Origin of the sequence: Streptomyces noursei (assembly GCF_001646665.1) — a bacterium.
Lineage (GTDB): Bacteria > Actinomycetota > Actinomycetes > Streptomycetales > Streptomycetaceae > Streptomyces > Streptomyces lavendulocolor.
Window position 1 is genome coordinate 63670 of record NZ_LWBU01000383.1, and the last position, 20421, is coordinate 84090.

Here is a 20421-nt window from a genome sequence, read left to right on the forward strand (position 1 = left end):
ACCAGCCATGAGGGTGCGGCGGCGGCCGGCCGGGCGGGGGGCTCCCGCTGCGGCCGGGCGCCGCCGCACCCGGCGCTCACGCCTCGTCGCGGAGCCGGGACGCCAGGGTCGTCAGCGGTTCGGCCTCCTCGGTGCGGCCCAGGGCGGTCAGGCGGGTGAGGGCGGCGTCGAGGCGGGTCAGGGCAGGGGCGGGGCGCTCCAGGTAGATGCCCTCCACCACGCCCGCCAGACGTACGCATTCGGCCCACTCGCCGGCGCCGTCCTCCTCCGGGCCGGGCTCGCCGAGCAGGGCGAGGGCCTTGTCCAGGGCGGCCAGCGCGTCGTCGTACGCACCGGCGTAGGCGTTCACCCGCCCGTACTCGTAGGCGAGGGCGCTGTCCAGGGAGCGGCCGTGGGCCTCGAACCCGACGGCGCGCGCCGCGTCGGCGACCTTGCCGGCGTCGGCGAGGAAGGCGAGGGCGCCCGGAAGGCCCTCTGGGCCCTGCTGCTGGGACTGGAGGCGGGCCAGTTCGCGCAGGCAGTTGCTGATCTGCTCGTACCGCGGGGCTTTCGCGTGGGCGGCGAGCGCCTGGTCCGCGGCCTCGCGGGCCCGGCCGAAGTCCCCCGACTCGCCGAGGAGCACGGCCGTCTCGCCGGCGATCATGGCGTGGCTGCCGGGGTCGTCGTCCCAGCCGGCCGACTCGGCCGCGAGGGCGACGAACTCCGCCGTGGCGGCCTTGAGGTCCTCCCCCGCGTGCAGGGCGCGGGCGCGGGTCAGGCGCAGCTGGGCGACGAGCCGGTCGTCCAGTTCACCGGCGGCGACGTCCGGTTCGGCGAGGAGGGAGTCGAGCAGGGCGATGCAGTCCTCGACGCGTTCCAGGTCCAGGCTGAGCTGGGCGGCGTTGCTGTAGGTGCAGTACGCGTCCGTGCGGTTGCCGCGGCGGAGGTCCAGCTCGGCGGAGCGGGTCAGGTGCCGCAGCGCCTCGTCCGGGCGGCCCAGGTGCATGCAGGCCTCGGCCAGGTCGCCGTGGAGGCGGACGGTGTCGACCGCGTCGGCGGGCCAGTCGGCGGCCAGCCGCAGGGCCTCGGACAGGTCGGCGTGGGCGGCTCGGGCGTCCCGCAGGCCGAGCTGGAGCCGGCCGCGCAGGCCGAGGGTCCGCGGCAGGTGCCAGGCGGGGCCGCGCGTCCTCAGCCGGTCGAGGAGGGCGTCGACCTCGGTGACCGCGGCGGGCAGGTTCCCGGTCATGGCGTGGGTGCTGGCCCGCAGCAGCAGGGCGCCGGAGATCTGCGTGAGGATGTCGTGCCGGACGGCGAACGTGTGGAGCAGGTCCAGCTCGGCGAAGACGGGCGCGATGTGCTCCTCGTCCCTCGACGTCTGGAGGCGCAGGCCGAGCGAGGTCGCCCGCATGCGCAGCAGGCGGGCCTCCTGGTGCGGAGCCAGGCCGGGCGTCTCCTGGTGCAGGCGGACCAGGGTCGCGTGGGCGGTGGTGAACGCGGCCGCCTTCACGGGGTCTTCGGCGCCCTCCGTGGCGAGTTCGGCCTGCGCGAGCGCGGCGCAGGCGTGGGCGACCGCGGCGTCGCCCGGCTCCCCGGCGTCCTCGTACAGGCCGGCGGCCTCCTCGTGGAGGGCGGCGGCGGCCGCGTACTCCTCGTCGCGCGTCCGGCCGGCCTCGTCGGCCAGCAGGTCGGCGCGCAGGCGGACGAGCGGGCCCACGGCCGGGTCGTCGGGGTGGACGTAGTCACGGGCGGTGGCGAGGGTGCGCAGGCGCTCCCAGCAGGCCTGGGCGTCCGGGTGCCCCTGGGCGTCCAGTGCCCTTGCCCGCAGGATGAGTTCGGGCAGCGTCTCGGGCGCGGCGGCGGCATCGGCGGCCGGGGCGGCGGCAGAGGTGGCGGCGCGCGGGGTGACGGGCGCGGCAGCCGGGGCCACGTCGTCGAGGCCGCGGGTGCGCAGGGTCAGTTCGAGCGCGTCGAGGAGCGGGGCGCGGTCGAGGCGGGCCCTGCGGCGGTCGGTGTGGTGGCTGGTCCCGTTGCGCGCGTCGAAGCGGGCGGCGAGGTCGTCGGCGCGGTGCCGTACGTCGGCGCACAGGTCGCTCACGGTCCAGGCGCGGCCCGCGCGGCCGGCGGCCGGCAGCCCGCCGTGGCCCAGGGACTCGACGCGCCGCAGGAGGACCTCGGCGCCGGTGAGGAAGTCGAGCTGGTCCAGCGGCGAGTCCACCTCGTCGAAGAGGGTGCGGTTCTCGGCGAGCAGTTCGAGGCCGCGTGCCTCGTTGCCGGTCAGCGCGCAGAACTCCAGGTGCCGGCCGACCTCCCCGGACATCGAGGGGTTGCGGCGGCAGGCGCGGTAGCCGGCGAGGTGCAGTTCGCGGGCGCGGTCGGTGCGGCCGGTGCGCAGCAGGGGCAGCAGCGCGTACGAGACGGACCTGGCGGGCTCCTCCTGGCAGGACTCCTTGCCGGCCAGTACGGGTTCCCAGACGCGCAGCGCCCGTTCGTCGTCGCCCGCCGCGAGGTGGTGGCGGGCGCGTTCGCAGATCTCGCAGGCCTCGCAGTCGCTCAGCCGGGTGCGGCTGCGGGCGGCCCACAGCTCGTAGGCGAGGGTCGTGTCCTCGCCGGTGTGCGCGGCGAGCTGGTAGGCCTGCCCGTAGTAGGGCTGGAGGCCGAGGCCGGCCTTCTCGTACCGGTCGCGCATCTCGGTGAGCCACTGGCGCATGGCGGTCAGCGGCACCTCGGGCAGCTGGCGCAGGGCGTTGGCCACCCACTTGAAGCGCCAGAACAGCATGTGGCGCAGGCGCTCGTCGAAGACGTCGGGCTGCTCGTCGAAGAGGGTGAGCAGGCGGGCGAAGACGACGGGCGACTTCCGGGGTTCGGAGCCGTACGTGTAGGCCTCCTGGAGTTCCAGGAGGGCGTGGACGAGGACGACGGGCTCCTCGAACCGTTCGGCGGCGTCGACCAGTTCCTCGGCGGTGACGGTGCGGATGCGGCCGTAGGGGCGCCGGTCGTTCTCCTGGAGCGCCTGGTACAGCTCGTCGGTGCTCTGGGGGTGGGGTGCGGTGGGCATCGTCAGCTGTCCTTGCGGAGGGCGTGGGCGAGGAGGTCGAGGAAGGAGCGGTTGATGAGGCTCGACTCGGCGGGCCTGAGCGGGCGCCTGGACAGCAGCGCCGCCTGGCCGTAGAGGGCTTCGGCGCTGGTGCGGGCCAGTTCGGGCTCGTCGATGGTGACGGCGGTGCGGACCAGCGGGTTGAGCTGGTTGAGGATCAGCTGGGCCCGGGGGGCCTCCTGGCGCAGGGCGCCGAGGATGTCGCCCCACAGGCCGCCCTCCTGCTCGCGGGCGAGCTGGGAGCGGGTGCGCTCGTGCCGGGCCTCGCGGCTGTCGATGAGGAGGGCGGGGGCGGAGGCGGGATGGAAGGTGCGCAGCGCGACGTCGCAGTCGAAGACGGCGAGGGCGTCGCGAGCCCGGGCGAGGTAGGCCGCGGCGGCGAGTTCCGTCTCTCGGTCGACGGGGTCGAGGTGGGCGGTGAGGGTCGCCGGGTCGAGGTCGGCGACACTGACCTCGGGCCTGATCTCGGGCAGCCGGTGGACCAGTTCGCGGTCGTAGGTGTAGCCGCCGTTGACGACGCCGAGTCCGGCTGCCGAGGCGATCGCCGCGACCTGCCGGAACTCCTCCACGCTGGAGGTCACGAGCACCGTGCGGTGGGTACGGGCGAACTCGTCGAGGGTGGTGTGGCCATCGGTGGTCTCGAACGGCAGCCAGGGCAGCAGCATCCGGAGGATCTCGTCGTCGTGCACGGCGAGCGACTTGACGGCCAGATGGTGGGTGCGCAGGAAGCGGCCGAGGAGGTCCGGGTCGCTGGCCGCGGCCCGGGCGATCCACGCGCGCAGCTTCTCGGCGAGGGCCTCGCGGACGGCGGCGAGGGTGTCGTCCTCGTACAGCGCCTCGCGGGAGGCGGTCGGGCGCAGGCTCTCCGCGTCGACGACGCAGCGGACGAAGAACGCCCAGTCGGGCAGGATCTCCTCGGCCTGCTCGGACAGGAGCATGCCCTTGACGTGCACGCGGTGGCCGTGGCGGCGCCCGGCGGGCACCGCCTCGGGGAGCACGCACGCGATGCCCTTGAGGCCCACGGCCGGCAGGTCCAGTTCGATGGTGTCCAGCGGAGTGAAGCCGAAGACCTCCTCGCCGTACGCGGCCAGTGCCCGGGAGCGTGATCCCGGTGTGGGGTACGTACGCGCCCAGGGGGCGGGCTCGGGGTTGACGGGTGTGCCGGGGCCGCCGGTGCCGTCGTCGAAGGTCACCGGGTGGCGGAGCAGGGAGCCGAAGTGCCGGGCGAGGGCGTGCACCTGCGCCGGCCGGGTCCACTCGCCCGCGTCGGCGCGGGGCGTCAGTGTGACGGTGGTGCCGGGGCGGGGGCGGGCGGAGGCGGGGAGGGTGCGGACGGTGTAGCTGCCGTCGCCGCGGCCCCGCCACTCCACGGCGGGTGCGCCGGGGGTGCGGGCGGAGCGGCTCAGGACGTGGATCTCGTCCGCGACCAGGAAGCAGGAGAGCAGGCCGATGCCGAACTGGCCGATGAAGTCGCCGCGCTGCTCGGCGATCCTCCCCCAGCCTCGAATGGGCTCGTCCGGGGGGACCCCCACGGCACGCTTGCTGCTGCGGCCGATGGTGGCGAGGAAGGTGTGCACGTCGGCCTCGGTGAGGCCGACGCCGTCGTCCTCGACGCGGACGGCCGAGCCGTCGGCGTACAGCCGGATGCCGAAGGCACCGGTGGGAGCGTCCGGTTCGAGGCCGTGCCGGGCGGTGAGCGCGTCCACCGCGTTCTGCAGAAGTTCACGCAGGTAGACGCGGGGGCTGGAGTAGAGGTGGTGGGAGAGGAGGTCGACGAGGCCGCGCAGATCGACCTGGAAGGTGCGGTCGGCGCCGGCCGGGTTCGCGGCGGTGTCGGGCAGAGTCATCGGGCAGTCCGGGGTGGTGAGAGCGGCAGGTGGCGGTGGGGCGCGGCGTCACGCGCGGGCGCGGCGTCGAGCACGGGTGCACGGTCGGGCACGGCGTCGGACACGGGTGCACGGTCGGGCACGGCGTCGGACACGGGTGCGTGTACGGGCACGGGCACGCGCGCGGCGGCGCGGCCGGGCCCGGGGACGCACGCGGGCGCGGCGGCCCGGTCGCGCGCGGAGGCGCTCACGGGCGGCGGCACGGCGGTACGGACGGGCACGGCGGCGGGCTCAGGCGCGGCGGTGGCGGCGGGTGAATTCCTTCTCGGGTTCCGCGAAGTAGGTCCACGGCCAGCTGGCGTAGGCACCGTCGAGCGCCTGGAACACCCGCCGGACCGTGTGCTGCTCGCCCGCCAGCGACAGGGCCATGGCGAACATGTGGAAGTCGTGCTGCCAGCCCAGGGGGCGCGGGTAGGCGGGGTGGAGGATGCTGTGGTCCGCCGCGTCCCGCAGCTCGGCCTGGACGGCCGGGTCCACCAGGCAGTCCCCCCGGTCGGACTCGACCCACTCCTCGATGTGCGCCATGGCGATCACGCAGCCGAGCCGGTGGCCCTGCGGGGTGCGGGCGAGCGCGTCCCGGGCGAACGCCATGGCCTGGCCCGGCTCGCCGCCCCAGCGGGGCTGAAGCTGCGACACCCACTCCAGGTGGGTCTCCAGGTCCAGCGGGTCGCGGCGCAGGGCGGCGTCCAGCCGGGTCTCGTTGACGGCGGTGCCCAGGGACATGCCGCGGCCGGAGGTGAGGAGGCGGCGCCACGGCGTCACCCAGTCGGGCCGCAACTCGGCGGCCTCCAGGAGCTGTTCCTCGGCGATGTGGAGCCGCTCGTGGAAGACGCGCCACTGCTCCCGCGTCACGTCCGCGGCACGCGCGGCGGTACGGGCCTCCCAGCCCCACATGATGTGGCGCGTCCCGGAGATGAGCAGGGCGGTGGCCCGGTGTTCCTTGTCCTCCTCGACGGCGCGGCCGATCCAGTCCTGCACGCCGTCCATGTCGGCGACCTGGCCGAGGACATGGTGGTCGCGGCCGAGGTCGAAGGGGGCCAGCGCCGCCTTGACCTCCTCCCAGTCGCCCGCGTCGGCCGCCTCGACCAGTGCGAGGACGCGCGTGTCCCCGAGCGCGCGCAGGGTGTACACCCCGTGCTTGCCCCTGCGGGGGACGGGAAGGGCGTACGGATGCGCCTCCGCTCCCCCCGCGTCCCTGCCGAAAAGCCTGCCGAACATCTCCGCGTCCTCCCCTGGTCCCGCGTATGAGTCCGTGCAGCATAAGCGGCCCCACCGACAGCGCTTCCACCGGGTTTCCACGGGTGCTTCACAGGACCGGTACCGAGTCGGGGTGCTTGTCAGTGGCTGGTGACAGGCTTGTGGTGGCCTGCGAGCGCGGGCCGGCGTGGTGACGGTGTGAGGAGAGACATGGAAGACGTCGTCGAGCGGATCCGGGCGGCCCATTACCCGGACTGGCCGCTGATGGACCTCCCGGACGAGGAGGCGCTCGCCCGGCTGGAGCGGGAGCACGGGCTGACGCTTCCCGCGGGGCTCAGGGAGTTCCTGCTCCGCGTGGGCGACGTCGTCTGTGACGGTCCGGCACCGGTCACGGTCACGGACCCGCTGCTGGACACGCACCTGCCCGGCCTGGCGGAGCTCGCCTGGGAGCAGGGCGTCCCGCGGGAGCTGGTCGTCCTGTGCCAGGACGAGCACCTGTTCTACCTGGTGGCTCCGGACGGCACGGTCGTCGTGTGGTCGTGCGACACGTACGGCCTGACGGAGGACCGCTGGGAGTCGGTGTGGCACTGGGCGGGCGAGGTCTGGGTCCCGGCGGCCTGAGCCGCCGCCGGCGCGGTCGGGTCCCGTCGGGTCCGGTCGGCGTGGTCGGTCCGGTCGGCGTGGTCGGCACGGACGGCCGGCGCGAGCACCGGCGGTGGACGTTCCGGCCGGGGCCGGGGCGGACCGCCCGTGCCGCGCCGGACCGGGTCAGGCGGCCGTGTCGTAGGTGTAGTGGCGGGTGTGGTCGAGCATGTCGGCCGGGGTGACGTCGTTCCACGGGCGCATGGTGTCGTTCAGGTCGACGACGTTCGGGGTGCCGGCGGCCGGGAGGTAGGCGGAGCGGGGGTGGCGGGCCTGCCAGTCGGCCCACAGCTTGTCGATGAAGGCGTGGTGGAGCCAGAAGACCGGGTCGTTGGGGGACACCCCGGTGCCCATCTGGCCGCCGACCCAGACGTGGACGCGGTTGTGAAGGTTGGCGCCGCGCCACCCTTCGAGGTGGTTGCGGAAGCCGTCGGAGGCGCTGTTCCAGGGCGGCATGTCGTAGGTCTCCATGGCGAGGACGGCGTCGACCTCGACGCGGGTGGGGAGCTGGCGGCCGCCGGCGCCGAGCGCACGGCGCAGGAAGTCGCGGCCGTCGACGCGCACGGACACGGTCCAGCGGTTGGCGGAGCGGGCGAACGGACCGTCCATCACCTGGCCGTCCCGGGCCCGGCCGGTGCCGCCGAGGAAGTCGGGCGCCCACAGGGAGGCCCGGGGCGTGCGGTCCACCGTCCAGTCCCAGTAGGGCAGGGCGACGGTCGGGTCGACGGCCTGGAGGGCCCGTTCGAACTCGAGGAGGTAGCGCCGGTGCCAGGGCAGGAAGGAGGGTGAGCGGTGGCCGACGCGGTCGCCGTCGTCGGTGTCGCTCATGATGAACGCGTTGTGGGTGGTGACGAACGTGTCGTACCGGCCGGTGCGCTTGAGCTCCAGCACCGCGTTGACGAAGCTGCGCTTCTCGGCGGCGGTCAGCTGGGCCTGGTTCTTGCGTACGGTCATGGTGGTGCGGCTCCGGATCGTGATCAGACGAGGGTGAGCGGAACGAGCGGGGCGCCCTGCAGTTCGCGGACGGCGGCCCGGGCCACGGCTCGGGGCGTGGCGAGCGGCTCGTAGTGGTTGATCACGCTGATCCAGGTGCCGTCGGCGTTCCGCATGACGTGCAGTTCCTCGCCGTCGACGCGTACGGCGTAGTCGCCGCCGTGGCCCCCGTGGTGGCCGCCGCCGTGGTGGCCGCCGCCCTGGGGTCCGCCCTGTATGCGGCGGCCCAGGTAGATCTCGTCGAACGTCTCCGGTGCGGCGGCGTCCGGCCGGGCCGTCGCGGCCTCGGCCCGGTCGGGTGCCGTGAGGGCGCGCCCCGCGGCGATGCCGACGGCGGCCGACGCGGCGGCGCCGAGCGCGCGGCGGCGGGTGATGGTGGACATGGGTAACCCCCTGAGTGGTGCGGTGGTCGGTGCCGCCGGGGGTGTGGTCAATTGCCCCCGGCACGACCCATGGGTACCGGGGGTTTTCGGACTGCGGAATTCCGCTGGTGCCGGTTGGCCGCGATACGGACAACTCGCCATCTAAAGTGCAGACTTGAACGAAGTTGATCTTGTTGTTCGCGGGCACGCCACCGCCCCGGGGCGGAAGATTTGCGGAGGATGTGACAACCTCGTGAAAATTCTTCTGTTCCGGGGCGGTGTACGTGGTCGGGCTCACGCCCGCAGAGTGTCCGGAATCAGCCGCGGCGCGGCGCCTTGCGGTTCGCCCGCAGCCACTCCTTGTTCATCGCCGCGATCGACGGCAGCGGGATGCCCTTCGGGCAGGCGGTGGCGCACTCGCCGGTCAGCGTGCAGCCGCCGAAGCCCTCCTCGTCCATGACGCGGACCATGTCGAGGACGCGGGTCTCCCGTTCCGGGGCGCCCTGCGGCAGGACGTTGAGGTGGTTGACCTTCGCCGAGGTGAAGAGCATCGCCGAACCGTTGGGACAGGCCGCCACACAGGCGCCGCAGCCGATGCACTCGGCGTGTTCGAAGGCGAAGTCCGCGTCCGCCTTGGGCACCGGCGTGGCGTGCGCCTCGGGGGCGGAGCCGGTGGGGGCGCTGATGTAGCCGCCGGCCTGGATGATCCGGTCGAAGGCGGACCGGTCCACGACCAGGTCCCTGACGACCGGGAAGGCCGCGGCCCGCCACGGCTCGACGTCGATGGTGTCGCCGTCCTCGAACGACCGCATGTGCAGCTGGCAGCTGGTGGTGCGCTCCGGCCCGTGGGCGTCGCCGTTGATGACGAGCGAGCAGGCCCCGCAGATGCCCTCGCGGCAGTCGTGGTCGAAGGCGACGGGGTCCTCGCCCCGGAGGATGAGCTCCTCGTTGAGCGTGTCGAGCATCTCCAGGAAGGACATGTCCTCGGAGATGCCGTCCACCTCGTAGGTGGCCATGGCGCCGGGGGCGTCGGCGTTCTTCTGGCGCCAGACGCGCAGGGTGAGCTTCATGCGTAGCTCCGCTGGGTGGGGTGGACGTACTCGAAGACGAGGTCTTCCTTGTGCAGGACGGGGGCGCCGCCGGTGAACTCCCAGGCGGCCGCGTAGGCGAACTCGTCGTCCTTGCGGGCGGCCTCGCCGTCCGGGGTCTGGGACTCCTCGCGGAAGTGGCCGCCGCAGGACTCGGAGCGGTGCAGGGCGTCGAGGCACATCAGCTCGGCCAGTTCCAGGTAGTCGACGATGCGGTTCGCCTTCTCCAGCGACTGGTTGAACTCCTCCCCCGTGCCCGGCACCTTGATCCGGCGCCAGAACTCCTCGCGGATCCGCGGGATCCGGTCGAGCGCCTTGCGCAGCCCCTCCTCGGTGCGGGCCATGCCGCAGAACTCCCACATCAGCTCGCCGACCTCGCGGTGGAAGGAGTCCGGTGTGCGGTCGCCGTCGACCGCGAGGAGCCGCGCGAGCCGGTCGCGGGTCCCGGTGACCGCCTCCCGCACCGCCGGGTGGTCCTCGGCGACGGGCTCGCTGCGCGGGGCGCGGGCGAGGTAGTCGTTGATGGTGGACGGCAGGACGAAGTACCCGTCGGCGAGTCCCTGCATCAGCGCCGACGCGCCGAGCCGGTTGGCGCCGTGGTCGGAGAAGTTCGCCTCGCCGATCGCGAACAGGCCGGGGACGGTGGTCTGCAGGTCGTAGTCGACCCACAGCCCGCCCATCGTGTAGTGCACGGCCGGGTAGATCCGCATCGGCACCTCGTACGGGTTCTCCGCGGTGATCCGCTCGTACATGTCGAAGAGGTTGCCGTACTTCTCCTCCACCGCCTTCCTGCCCATGCGGCGGATGGCGTCGGCGAAGTCCAGGTACACGCCCTGGCCGCCGGGGCCGACCCCGCGGCCCTCGTCACACACGTTCTTCGCGGCGCGCGAGGCGATGTCGCGCGGCACCAGGTTGCCGAACGACGGGTAGATCCGCTCCAGGTAGTAGTCTCGCTCGTCCTCGGGGATCTCGTGCGGCGGACGCCGGTCACCGCGCGCCCTGGGCACCCAGATGCGTCCGTCGTTGCGCAGCGACTCGCTCATCAGCGTCAGCTTGGACTGGTGGTCACCGGTGCGCGGGATGCAGGTGGGGTGGATCTGGGTGAAGCAGGGGTTGGCGAAGTACGCGCCGCGCCGGTGCGCGCGCCAGATCGCGGTGGCGTTGGAGTTCATGGCGTTCGTCGACAGGTAGAAGACGTTGCCGTAGCCGCCGGACGCCAGGACCACCGCGTCGGCGAAGTGCGTGGAGATCTCGCCGCTGATCAGGTCGCGGGCCACGATGCCGCGCGCCCGTCCGTCGACGACGATCAGGTCGAGCATCTCGGTGCGCGGGTGCATCTCCACGTTCCCGGCCGCGATCTGCCGGGACAGCGCCTGGTAGGCGCCGAGCAGCAGCTGCTGGCCGGTCTGGCCCCGGGCGTAGAAGGTGCGGGAGACCTGCACGCCGCCGAAGGAGCGGGTGTCGAGGAGACCGCCGTACTCGCGGGCGAAGGGCACGCCCTGGGCGACGCACTGGTCGATGATCTCCACGGAGATCTGGGCCAGCCGGTGGACGTTGGACTCGCGGGCGCGGAAGTCGCCGCCCTTGACGGTGTCGTAGAAGAGGCGGTGGACGGAGTCGCCGTCGTTGCGGTAGTTCTTCGCCGCGTTGATGCCTCCTTGCGCGGCGATGGAGTGGGCGCGGCGCGGGGAGTCCTGGTAGCAGAACTGGACGACCCGGTAGCCCTGTTCGGCCAGGGTCGCGCCGGCGGAGCCGCCCGCGAGACCGGTGCCGACGACGATGACCGTGTGCTTGCGGCGGTTGGCGGGGTTCACCAGCTTCGCCTCGAAGCGGCGCCTGTCCCAGCGCTCGGCGACGGGGCCGCCGGGCGCCTTCTCGTCCTTGATCGGCGCGCCGATCTCGTAATCCAGGTAGGTCATGTCAGCTCACCACTCCGGTCATGACGGCGACGGGTACGGAGACGAAGCCCGCGGTCAGCACCAGCGCGAGGCCGTTGGCGAGGGCCTTCAGGGCTCGGTCGCGGGAGGCGTTGCCCACGCCGAGGGTCTGGGCGGCGGACCAGAAGCCGTGCCGGATGTGCAGCCCGACGGCGAGCATCGCGACGATGTAGATCACGTTGCCGTACCAGGTGGAGAAGGTGGCGACGACGTTCTCGTAGGGGTGGCCGGCCTGGGCGTTCGGGTTCACGGTCAGCGTCGTCAGGTCGAGGATGTGCCAGACGATGAACAGCGCCACGATCACACCGCCCCAGCGCATGGTGCGGGTGGCGTAGCTCGCGTGGCGGCGCTTGTGGACGTACGCCGTGGGGCGGGCCCTGATGTCCCGCCTGCTGAGCTGGTAGGCCGAGACGCCGTGGGCGATCACGGCCGTGAGCAGCACCACGCGGGTGATCCACAGCCCCCACTCGTAGTGCAGGACGGGCTCGCCCATCGTGCGCAGCCAGTGCCCGTAGGCGTTGAACTCGCCGGGGCCGAAGAACACCTTCAGGTTGCCCATCACGTGCGCGACGAGGTAGGCGATCATGATGAGGCCGCTGACGGCCATGACCGTCTTCTTGCCGACCGTCGAGCGCCAGAACGTGCGCGGGAGGGACGGTTTCCGATCCGTCCGCGATGCCAGAGCCATGGCATCGACGCTAAGCGGCGCCCCCTCCAGAGGTCCAAGACATGGTCCGGCTGATCTCCATAGGCGATGGCTATGTAAGGCGCTTAGGGTGGTGCCATGCAGTTCCAGCAGCTCCTGTACTTCGTTGCGGTGGCCGAGACCCGGCACTTCACCCGGGCCGCCGAGCGCGTCCACGTCTCGCAGCCGTCGCTGTCGCAGCAGATCAGGGCCCTGGAGAAGGAGCTGGGGGCCGAACTCTTCAGCCGGGCGCGCGGCAACATCGCGCTCACCGACGCGGGAGAGGCGCTGCTGCCGCTGGCCCGCCGCATCCTGGCGGACGCCGACACCGCCCGCCACGAGGTGCAGGAGCTGGCCCAGCTGCGGCGCGGGCGGGTACGGCTGGGGGCGACGCCGAGTCTGTGCACCGGCCTCCTGCCCGACGTGCTGCGCGCCTTCCACGACCTGCACCCGGGCATCCGGCTGCTGATCGAGGAGAGCGGCTCCCACGACCTCGTGCGCGAGCTGGCGCGCGGCGCCCTCGACCTGGCCCTCGTGGTGCTGCCGCTGCCGACGCCGTCACCGGCGCTGACCACCGTGGAACTGCTCCACGAGGACCTGGTGGTCGTCTCCTCGTCGGCCGCCCCGGCACCGCGCCGGCCGGTGCGGATCGCGGACCTGGAGGGGCAGCCCCTGGTGATGTTCCGGCACGGCTACGACCTGCGGGACCTCACCGTGGCGGCGTGCCGGGCGGAGGGGTTCGAGCCGTCGTTCACGGTGGAGGGCGGCGAGATGGACGCCGTGCTCGGCTTCGTACGGGCGGGGCTGGGCATGGCGGTGGTGCCGGCCATGGTGGCGGCGCGGGCGGGGCGGGACCTCAGGGTCACGGCGCTGGCGCGGCCGGGGCTGAGCCGCACGATCGCGCTCGCGCACCGCAGCGACGTGGAACCGCCCCGGGCCGCACGGGAACTCCAGCGGCTCCTGCTGGCACGGCGGGGGTGACGGTTTTCCGGGCGGCGCACCCGCTCCCGCCTTCCCGTACCGGGGGCGGCGGCGCCTGAGTACGCGTACTCAGGTAGTCTGCGTCGCTCGTCCCTGACCGGCCGGTCCGCGTTCTTCGACGATGGGGCGTCCCAAGCCCGCGTCGGAAGAAGGTGTCCATGAGGCGTGACGTGCAGCTCCGTACTGCCACCCCGGAGGATCTGGAGTGGATCCACGAACTGCGTCACCGGGTGTACGCAGAGGAGTTGGGCCAGCACGCGCCCGATCCGGCCGGCCGGCTCCGCGACGGGCTGGACGGCGACAACGTCTACCTGGTCGCGGCGCGCGGCGAGGCCCGCCTCGGCTTCGTCAGCCTGACCCCGCCCTGGCTGGGCCGGTACGGGCTCGACAAGTACCTGGACCGCGAGGAGTTGCCGCTGCTGGCGGAGCCGGACGTGTTCGAGGTCCGCATCCTCACCGTCGAGCCGCGCTGGCGGTCCACCGCGGCGGCGCCACTGCTGATGTACGCGGCGCTGCGCTGGATCGCCGCCCGGGGCGGGCGCCGGGTGGTGGCGATGGGGCGCACCGAGCTGCTCGACATGTACGTGTCCGCCGGTCTGCGCCCGGTGGGCCGCACCGTCCGCGCGGGTGCGGTGACGTTCGAGGTGCTGACCGGTGAGGTGGCCGCGCTGACGCGGGTGGTGAGGGACCGTCACGGCGGTGTGGTGGAGCGCCTGCGGTCGCGGGTGGACTGGCGGCTGGACGTGGCGTTCGAGCCCCGGCCGGACGGCTGCGAGCACGGCGGCGCCTCGTTCACCGCCATCGGCACGGACTTCCGCGACCTGCACCGGCGCCACCGGGTGGTCGCGGCCGATGTGCTGGACGCCTGGTTCCCGCCCGCCCCCGGTGTGCGGGCGGCGCTCGCGGAAGACCCTGACTGGGCCGCCCGCACCTCGCCGCCGACCGGCGCCGAGGGCCTGCTGGCGGAGATCGCCACGGCCCGGGCGCTGCCCGTGGAGACCCTCGCGGTGGGCGCCGGATCGTCCGACCTGATCTTCCGGGCGTTCGGGCGGTGGCTGACGCCGGACAGCAGGGTGCTGCTGATGGACCCGGGCTACGGCGAGTACGCCCATGTCACCGAGCGGGTGATCGGCTGCCGGGTGGACCGGTTCCGGCTGCGCCGCGAGGAGGGCTGGCGGATCGATCCGGAGCGGCTGTCCGCGGCCGTCGCGGCGGGGCGGTACGACCTCGTGGTGGTGGTCAACCCGAACAACCCGACCGGGCGCCACGCACCGGCCGCCGAGCTGCGTGCGGTGATCGCCGGCGCGCCGGAGCGGACCCGCTGGTGGATCGACGAGGCGTACCTCGGCTACGTCGGCATGGGCGAGTCGCTGGCGGAACTCGCCGCGACGGACCGGCGGGTCGTGGTGTGCAGCTCGCTGTCCAAGATGTACGCGCTGTCGGGCGTGCGGGCCGCGTACCTGGTGGCCGAGCCGGACACCGGGGCGTCGCTGCGGCGGTGGACACCGCCGTGGCAGGTGAGCCTCCCGGCGCAGCTCGCGGCGGTGGCGGCCCTGCGGGACCCGGAGCACTACCGGGCGTGCCGGCAGCGCACCCACGTGCTGCGCGGGCGGCTGGCCGCCGGCCTGGCCGGGCTGGACGGGTCCCTGGTGGTGGAGGAGTCCGTGGCGAACTTCCTCTCGGTGACCCTGCCGTCCGGTGGGCCGAGTGCCGCGCGGCTGGTGGCCGAGTGCCGCCGCCACGACGTGTACCTGCGCGACCTGTCGCCGCTGTCGCCGGAGTACCGGGGCCGCACCGTGCGCGTCGCGGTCCGGGACACCGCCGAGAACGCGCGCATCGTGGCCGCGTTCGGGGCGGCCCTGGACGCGCTGCGGCCCGGCCCGGGCGCGTCCGGCGCGGCGGCACCCGCGGGACTGCCCGTCGCCGGTGGCGCCCGGTGACCACCGTGGCCTCGCTGGCGCCCTTCCTCGGTGGGGCGCTGGCGCTGAGCGGCGTCGCGGTGGCGGCGTCCCGGCGGCGTGAGCTGCTGGTCAGGTGGTGCGCCTGGGCGGTCGGGGTGCCGCTGGTCACGGCCGCGTTCTGGTGGGGCCGCCCCGGTACGGCGGCCATCGCCTGCGCGGTCGGGGTGATCGCGGTGGTGGAGTACGGCGGGCTGGTGCGGCTGGGGCGGGCGGACCGGGCGGTGCTGGCGGGCGCGGTGGTGGGCGTGGTGCTGGCCGCCTGGCTGGCGCCGGGGGAGGTGTTCCGGGTGGCCGCGGCCGGGGCGCTCGCGATCGCCGCGGTGCCGCTCGTGGCCGGTGACGCCGACGACGGTCTGCGCCGGCTCGGTGCCGGGCTGCTGGGGCTGGTGTGGCTGGGTGTGCTGGCCGCGCTGGTGCCGCTCGGGGCGGACGGGCTGGCGCTGTTCGTCGCGGTCTCGGTCGCCGACATCGTGGCGTACTTCGCGGGCCGGAGACTGGGCGGGCCGCGGTTGTCGCCGCTCTCACCGGCCAAGCGGTGGAGCGGGACGCTGGCGGGGGCCGTGGCGGGCCTCGGCACGCTGGCCGTGCTGTCCGCGACCGGCTGGCCGATGGCGGTCGCGGTGGCGGTCGGCGGCCCGGCCGGCGACCTCCTCGAGTCCATGGTCAAGCGGGGTGCGCGGGCGAAGGACGCCGGTGACTGGCTGCCCGGCTCCGGCGGCCTGCTGGACCGCATCGACTCCCTGCTCGTCGCGCTGGCGGTGCTGCTGGTGCTGGGCTGACCCCCGGCCGGGGCCGGCCCGGGGGGCGGACGGAAGCCGGCGCGGGCCCGTGCCGGGGGCCCGGGGGCGGGCCGGGAGGGCCCGCCCGCGCCGGCGGAGGGGGTCACACCGCGTCGGCCAGGACCAGGGAGTGGATGCGGTCCGGGGCGCCGGGGCGGGCGTAGTACCAGCCCTGGGCCGTGTCGCAGCCCAGCTCGCGCAACTGCTCGGCCTGGGCGCCGGTTTCGACGCCCTCCACCGTGACCGCGAGCTCCAGACTGTGCGCCAGGGAGACGATCCCTTCGACGATCTTGAGGTCGACCGGGTCGATCGGGTGCTGCTGCATGCTCTGGGTGAAGGAGCGGTCCAGCTTCAGCACGCTGACCGGGAGCCTGCGCAGGTTGGCCAGGTTCGAGTAGCCCGTGCCGAAGTCGTCCAGCGCTATGTCCACGCCCATGTCGGCCAGCTGCCGCAGCGGCTTGAGCAGGTCCTCGTCGGCGCCGATCAGCGCGGACTCGGTCACCTCCAGGCACAGCGCGCCCGGGTCGAGCCCCGACCGCTCCAGTACGTCGACGGTGTCGGCGACCAGGTTCGGGTGGTGCAGCTGCGTGGGCGACAGGTTGACGTTGATGCGCAGGGGGCCGCCGTCGGCGTGGCTCCGGTTCCAGAACCGTGCCTGGCGCACCGCCTCCTGGAGCACCCAGCGGCCGAGCGGCACGATGAGGCCGGTGTGCTCGGCGAGCGGGATGAACCGGTCCGGGCCGAGCACGCCGTGCTGCGGGTGGCACCAGCGCACCAGCGCCTCCGCGCCGTGCACACTGCCGTCGCCGAGGTGCACCAGCGGCTGGTACTCGATGAAGAACTCGCCCCGGTCCAGTGCCGCGGGCAGCGCGGTGGTCAGGCCGTGCCGGGTGATGGCGCGGGCGTCCGCCTCGGGGTCGGCCCGCTCGAAGCGGTTGCCCCCCGCCGCCTTGGCCCGGTACATGGTGATGTCGGCGCTGCGCAGCACCTCCGCCGGCCCCCGCTCGCCGGCCGGCCCCTCGACGATGCCGACGCTGCCGCGCACGGTCAGCTCGCGGCCGTCCAGCCGGACGGGCGTGGCCAGGGCGCCGAGGATGCGGTGGGCCAGCTCGTCGGCCTGCTGCTCGGTGTCCGTGCCGGTGGTGAGCGCCACGAACTCGTCGCCGCCGAGGCGGGCGACCATCTCCCCCGGCCGGGTCGCGACGCTCTGGAGGCGGTCGGCGACCTCGACGAGCAGCCGGTCGCCGGCCGCGTGGCCGAGGCTGTCGTTGATGGCCTTGAAGCCGTCGAGGTCGAGGTAGCACAGGCCGAAGCGGGTGCCGTCGCCCGAGGACAGCACCTTGTCCAGCCGTTCGAAGAACAGGGTCCGGTTGGGCAGACCGGTCAGCGCGTCGTGCGTCGCCTCGTACCGCAGCCGCAGGTTGAGCAGCCGGCGCTCGGTGGTGTCCTCCATCAGCGCCAGCTGGTACTGGGGGACCCCGTCGGCGTCCCGCAGCAGGGAGACGGTCAGGTTGGTCCACAGGACGGTGCCGTCGCCCCGGTAGAAGGCCTTCTCGACCCGGAAGTCGTCCCGCTCGCCCCGGACCAGCTCGCCGTACAGCTTCCAGACGTGCGGCGCGTCCTCGGGGTGCACCCACTCGCTGACCTTGCGGCCCCGGACGTGGTGCTCCAGGCCGCCGAACATGCGGGTGAGGGCCCCGTTGACCTCCAGGACGTTGCCGTCGAGGTCGGCGATGCCGATGCCGAGGGCGGCGCCCTCGAACACGGCCCGGAAGCGGGCCTCGGTGGCGTGCAGGGCCTGCTCGGCGAAGGTGCGGGCCACGAGCGCCGAGCGGGCGATGGCCTCCTGCTCCACGAGGGTCCGCTCGCGCAGCGCCTGCGCGAAGCCCGCCGCCAGGGCGTGCTGGAGCCGGGCGCAGCGGGCCCGCAGCTCCTCCGGCTCCCCGTCGCCGCCGCAGTACAGCACCAGGTACGAGTCGACCACGCCGAGGCTGCGGCTGAGCGCGTCCGGGTCGGTGCAGTGGGCCGCCACCAGGGCGGCGCCCACGCGGTGCGCGGGCGCCGGGTCGAACGGCCGCCCGTGCAGGGCGTCGCTCAGGTCGCGGGCCAGGGGGAGCAGGTGCCGCTCTATCTCGGGGCGGGTCAGCGACGTGGCCGTGACGGGGAAGACGGCCCGGCTCCAGATGGTCGCGAACCGCTGGAGTCTGTCCTCCAGACCGTCCGGCTCCGCGGCGGAACCGGGGGCCTGCGCCGGCATGTTCACGCCTTGCGCCCCACCCCTGCGAAGCCCGAGAAGGCGTATGGATCCTCCTGGTCGACCGGATTCTCCGGCCGCCACTCCGGCATCTTGACGAGCCCCGGATCCACCAGCGCGAACCCGTCGAAGAAGCGCGCGATCTCCGCGCGCGTCCGCATCACCAGAGGGTTGCGGATGTCGCGGTAGACGCCCACCGCGCCGCCCACCCGCTCCTGCGGCAGCGGCATGCCCTCGTACGCCGCGTGGCTGATGATCAGCAGGCTGCCGGGCGCCAGGGCGTCGCGCAGCTCGGCGACGGCGCGGTGCGGCTCGTCCGCGTCCTCCACGAAGTGCAGGACGGACACCAGCAGCAGCGCCACGGGGCGGTCCGGGTCGAGGAGCCGGCCCGCCTCGGGCGAGTCCAGTATGTCCTGCGGCTTGCGCAGGTCGGCGGCGACGACGCCGGCGTTCTCGTTGCCCTCCAGGACCGCCCGGCTGTGGGCGACGGCGACCGGGTCGTGGTCGACGTACAGGACGCGGGCGGCGGGGTCGGCGGACTGGGCCACTTCGTGGACGTTGCCGAAGGTGGGGATGCCGGAGCCGATGTCGAGGAACTGGGTGATGCCCTCGTCCACCGCGTACCGGACCGCCCGGCGCATGAAGGCGCGGTTGGCCTGCATGACTTTGGGAAGTCCCGGCACGAATTCCATGGCCTTGCGGGCCGCTTCCCGGTCCACTTCGAAGTTGTGCGAGCCGCCCAGGTAGTAGTCGTAAATGCGGGACACGCTCGGCACCGAAATATCGATGCCCGGCGGGGCCCAGGCGGGACGCTCCATCGATGTCTCCAACAAGTCGCCACGGGATGCGGCCGTGTTCATGGCCAGTGTTCGAGCCGAGGCTACTGATCGCCCGCCTGGAGAGCGAGGGGAAACGGAAATTATCGATCCGTTCTTGGTCACACGTCCCGGTCATCGGACCCCGGCACGTGCGGTGTTCCCGACCGTTCGACGGGCCCCGTGCACGGTACCGCCCCGGCGGGTGCGCGGGGACGCGTACGACCGGCCCGCCGGCCACGCGGGGGGCGTGGGACGGCGGGCCGGCGAGGGGTCCGGGCCGGCTGGGCCGGACCCCGGGTCGGGACGCGCGTGGGGACTCTACTTGGGCGCCCCGACCATCTTTCCGGCCGGCGAGATGGCGTACCAGGTACCGCCGACGCCCTGGCCGTTGGTGTCACCGGGCTTCTTGTCGCCCGCGAAGGTGTACAGCGGCCAGCAGTCGATGGTCTGCTGCTTGATGCCGTCGGGGCGGTCGAAGGTGACGTAGCCCTTGAGGGAGATGCCCTCGGTGTCGTTCTTCTCGACGGGCGCGACGACCGGCCACTTCTCCAGGCACTCGCCGGTGCAGGCGGTCTTCATGGGCCACGCCGAGTCCTTCTCGAAGCGGTAGACCGTCATGCCGTTCTTGTCGACGACGATCTCGCCGAGCTTGGGGTCCTTGCGGACGGACAGGCCCGCCAGGTCGGCCGCCGAGCCTCCGCCCTCGCCGCCCTGGTCCTCGGCCGCCCCCTCGTCACCGGCACCCTCGTCGTCAGCGGCCCCCTCGTCGCCGCCGCCCGACAGGGCCGCCTTCTTGCCGTCGGGGGCGGCCGCGAACCAGGTGCCGCCGACACCCTGGCCCTTGACGTCGCCCGGCTTGCTGTCCTTGATGTACCGGTACATCGGCCAGCCGTCGATGGTCAGTTGCTTGGTGCCGTCGGCGCGGGTGATCTCCCCCATCAGGGAGGCGTCCACCCCGGCCGGGGGCTTGGCGCCGTCGGCGGCCACCACGGGCCAGGCCTTCGCGCAGTCGCCCTCGCAGTTGGACTTGGGCGGGTTCGGCGTGTCCTTGTCGAAGCGGTAGAGCGTGAGGCCCTCGCTGTCGGTGACGACCTTGCCGAGTTCCTTGCTGTCCCACACGGCGAGCTGGCCGGCCGGCTTGGCGGCCGCCGCCTGCCCCCCGGAACCCGCGCCGGAGCCGTATCCGGAACCGGAGCCGTATCCGGCGCCGTTCTCGGCGGGCGCACCCGCCGGTGCGGCGGCGCCGACCGAGCCGGCGGGGGCCTGGTCACCCTTCTCCTGACCGCACGCCGTCGTCAGCGCGAGCACGGCCGCCGCGGACAGCGCGAGCGAGGCGTTCCGCCAGGTCTTCATGTCAACTCCCGTGAGTATCGAGGTAGTTTGGCGACGCCAGGTGCGCCGTTCATGGCCCTATGTACGGGTGGCGGGGCGCCGCGCGTTCAACGCGCCGGAAAATTTCTCCCGCGGGCGGGTAACGGCACCGGCCGGAAAACCCCTCCATCAGGGGAATTGCGATGCTTCGGAGCACCTCCGGGCCGTTGAACGATCATGCTCTTGCGCGTGTACGGAACCCTCGCCGCCCGGCTCCTGTCGGCCGCCGCCCTCGGCTGGCTGCTGGCCGTCCCGCTGCCCGCGGCGGCGGACGCCTGCGCCGTCGCCCACGTCGGACCGGGTACGTCCGCCCCGGTGGTCTCCGGGGCGGGCGGTGACACCTGCTCGCCGAGTCCCACCCCGACGCCGGCGCCCCCTCCCCCACCGGAGCCCG

15 protein-coding genes and 1 pseudogene are annotated in these 20421 nt (G+C 73.7%); 5 read left to right on the forward strand and 11 right to left on the reverse strand.

Features of this window, described 5'->3' with window-relative positions; all coding sequences use genetic code 11:
• Nucleotides 1–76 precede the first annotated feature (76 nt).
• The 3 genes from A4V12_RS30550 to A4V12_RS30565 all read right to left on the reverse strand — a co-directional run bounded on the left by A4V12_RS30550 (nucleotide 77) and on the right by A4V12_RS30565 (nucleotide 6177).
• On the reverse strand, nucleotides 77–3034 hold the full coding sequence (locus A4V12_RS30550) for a hypothetical protein (protein WP_064072713.1): 2958 nt from the start codon (nucleotides 3032–3034) through the stop codon (nucleotides 77–79).
• Nucleotides 3035–3036: 2 nt separating this feature from the next.
• Nucleotides 3037–4920, reverse strand: a complete 1884-nt coding sequence (locus A4V12_RS30555) for an HSP90 family protein (RefSeq protein ID WP_064072714.1) — start codon at nucleotides 4918–4920, stop codon at nucleotides 3037–3039.
• Nucleotides 4921–5190: 270 nt separating this feature from the next.
• Nucleotides 5191–6177: a hypothetical protein gene (locus A4V12_RS30565; RefSeq protein WP_064072716.1), complete on the reverse strand. Its 987-nt coding sequence runs from the start codon at nucleotides 6175–6177 to the stop codon at nucleotides 5191–5193.
• Nucleotides 6178–6366: 189 nt separating this feature from the next.
• Here A4V12_RS30565 and A4V12_RS30570 point away from each other — a divergent pair, with 189 nt between their 5' ends.
• Nucleotides 6367–6777, forward strand: a complete 411-nt coding sequence (locus A4V12_RS30570) for an SMI1/KNR4 family protein (protein ID WP_064072717.1) — start codon at nucleotides 6367–6369, stop codon at nucleotides 6775–6777.
• Nucleotides 6778–6924: 147 nt separating this feature from the next.
• Here the strand turns inward: A4V12_RS30570 and melC2 are convergent, their stop codons facing one another.
• The 5 genes from melC2 to A4V12_RS30595 form a co-directional block, all read right to left on the reverse strand.
• Nucleotides 6925–7752 carry a tyrosinase MelC2 gene (melC2, locus tag A4V12_RS30575; RefSeq protein WP_064072718.1) on the reverse strand — a complete coding sequence of 276 codons (828 nt, stop codon included), beginning with the start codon at nucleotides 7750–7752 and terminating at the stop codon, nucleotides 6925–6927.
• 23 nt (nucleotides 7753–7775) lie between these two features.
• A complete protein-coding gene (gene melC1, locus A4V12_RS30580) occupies nucleotides 7776–8174 on the reverse strand; it encodes an apotyrosinase chaperone MelC1 (protein ID WP_064072719.1) in 399 nt (132 codons plus the stop codon).
• 296 nt (nucleotides 8175–8470) lie between these two features.
• Nucleotides 8471–9223, reverse strand: coding sequence for a succinate dehydrogenase/fumarate reductase iron-sulfur subunit (locus A4V12_RS30585; RefSeq protein WP_064072720.1), 753 nt, complete (start codon nucleotides 9221–9223; stop codon nucleotides 8471–8473).
• Nucleotides 9220–11160: a fumarate reductase/succinate dehydrogenase flavoprotein subunit gene (locus A4V12_RS30590; RefSeq protein ID WP_064072721.1), complete on the reverse strand. Its 1941-nt coding sequence runs from the start codon at nucleotides 11158–11160 to the stop codon at nucleotides 9220–9222. Before A4V12_RS30590 ends, A4V12_RS30585 begins: the two co-directional genes overlap by 4 nt.
• Nucleotide 11161: 1 nt before the next feature.
• A complete protein-coding gene (locus A4V12_RS30595; RefSeq protein WP_064072722.1) occupies nucleotides 11162–11866 on the reverse strand; it encodes a succinate dehydrogenase cytochrome b subunit in 705 nt (234 codons plus the stop codon).
• A gap of 96 nt (nucleotides 11867–11962) precedes the next feature.
• Here A4V12_RS30595 and A4V12_RS30600 point away from each other — a divergent pair, with 96 nt between their 5' ends.
• The 3 genes from A4V12_RS30600 to A4V12_RS30610 all read left to right on the forward strand — a co-directional run bounded on the left by A4V12_RS30600 (nucleotide 11963) and on the right by A4V12_RS30610 (nucleotide 15584).
• Nucleotides 11963–12844 carry a LysR family transcriptional regulator gene (locus tag A4V12_RS30600; RefSeq protein ID WP_064072723.1) on the forward strand — a complete coding sequence of 294 codons (882 nt, stop codon included), beginning with the start codon at nucleotides 11963–11965 and terminating at the stop codon, nucleotides 12842–12844.
• A 158-nt stretch (nucleotides 12845–13002) separates the two neighbouring features.
• Nucleotides 13003–14784 carry a histidinol-phosphate aminotransferase family protein gene (locus tag A4V12_RS30605; protein WP_064072724.1) on the forward strand — a complete coding sequence of 594 codons (1782 nt, stop codon included), beginning with the start codon at nucleotides 13003–13005 and terminating at the stop codon, nucleotides 14782–14784.
• Entirely contained in the window at nucleotides 14781–15584 is an 804-nt protein-coding gene (locus tag A4V12_RS30610; RefSeq protein WP_199831429.1) for a phosphatidate cytidylyltransferase, read from the forward strand. The genes A4V12_RS30605 and A4V12_RS30610 overlap by 4 nt, the downstream gene beginning before the upstream one ends.
• Before the next feature lie 103 nt (nucleotides 15585–15687).
• On the opposite strand, the gene A4V12_RS30615 is transcribed toward A4V12_RS30610, so the two are convergent.
• The 3 genes from A4V12_RS30615 to A4V12_RS30625 all read right to left on the reverse strand — a co-directional run bounded on the left by A4V12_RS30615 (nucleotide 15688) and on the right by A4V12_RS30625 (nucleotide 20009).
• Nucleotides 15688–17847 (reverse strand): putative bifunctional diguanylate cyclase/phosphodiesterase, encoded by a 2160-nt coding sequence (locus A4V12_RS30615; RefSeq protein ID WP_064072725.1) that lies wholly within the window; start codon nucleotides 17845–17847, stop codon nucleotides 15688–15690.
• Complete coding sequence (locus A4V12_RS30620; RefSeq protein WP_064072726.1) at nucleotides 17844–18656, reverse strand: SAM-dependent methyltransferase; 813 nt, start codon at nucleotides 18654–18656, stop codon at nucleotides 17844–17846. The genes A4V12_RS30615 and A4V12_RS30620 overlap by 4 nt, the downstream gene beginning before the upstream one ends.
• Before the next feature lie 318 nt (nucleotides 18657–18974).
• The gene (locus A4V12_RS30625; protein ID WP_064072727.1) at nucleotides 18975–20009 is read right to left on the reverse strand and encodes an SCO0930 family lipoprotein; all 1035 of its coding nucleotides are present in this window, start codon (nucleotides 20007–20009) and stop codon (nucleotides 18975–18977) included.
• Between the two features lie 201 nt (nucleotides 20010–20210).
• Here A4V12_RS30625 and A4V12_RS30630 point away from each other — a divergent pair.
• Nucleotides 20211–20421 (forward strand): annotated as a pseudogene (locus A4V12_RS30630) (hypothetical protein); the annotation flags it as partial.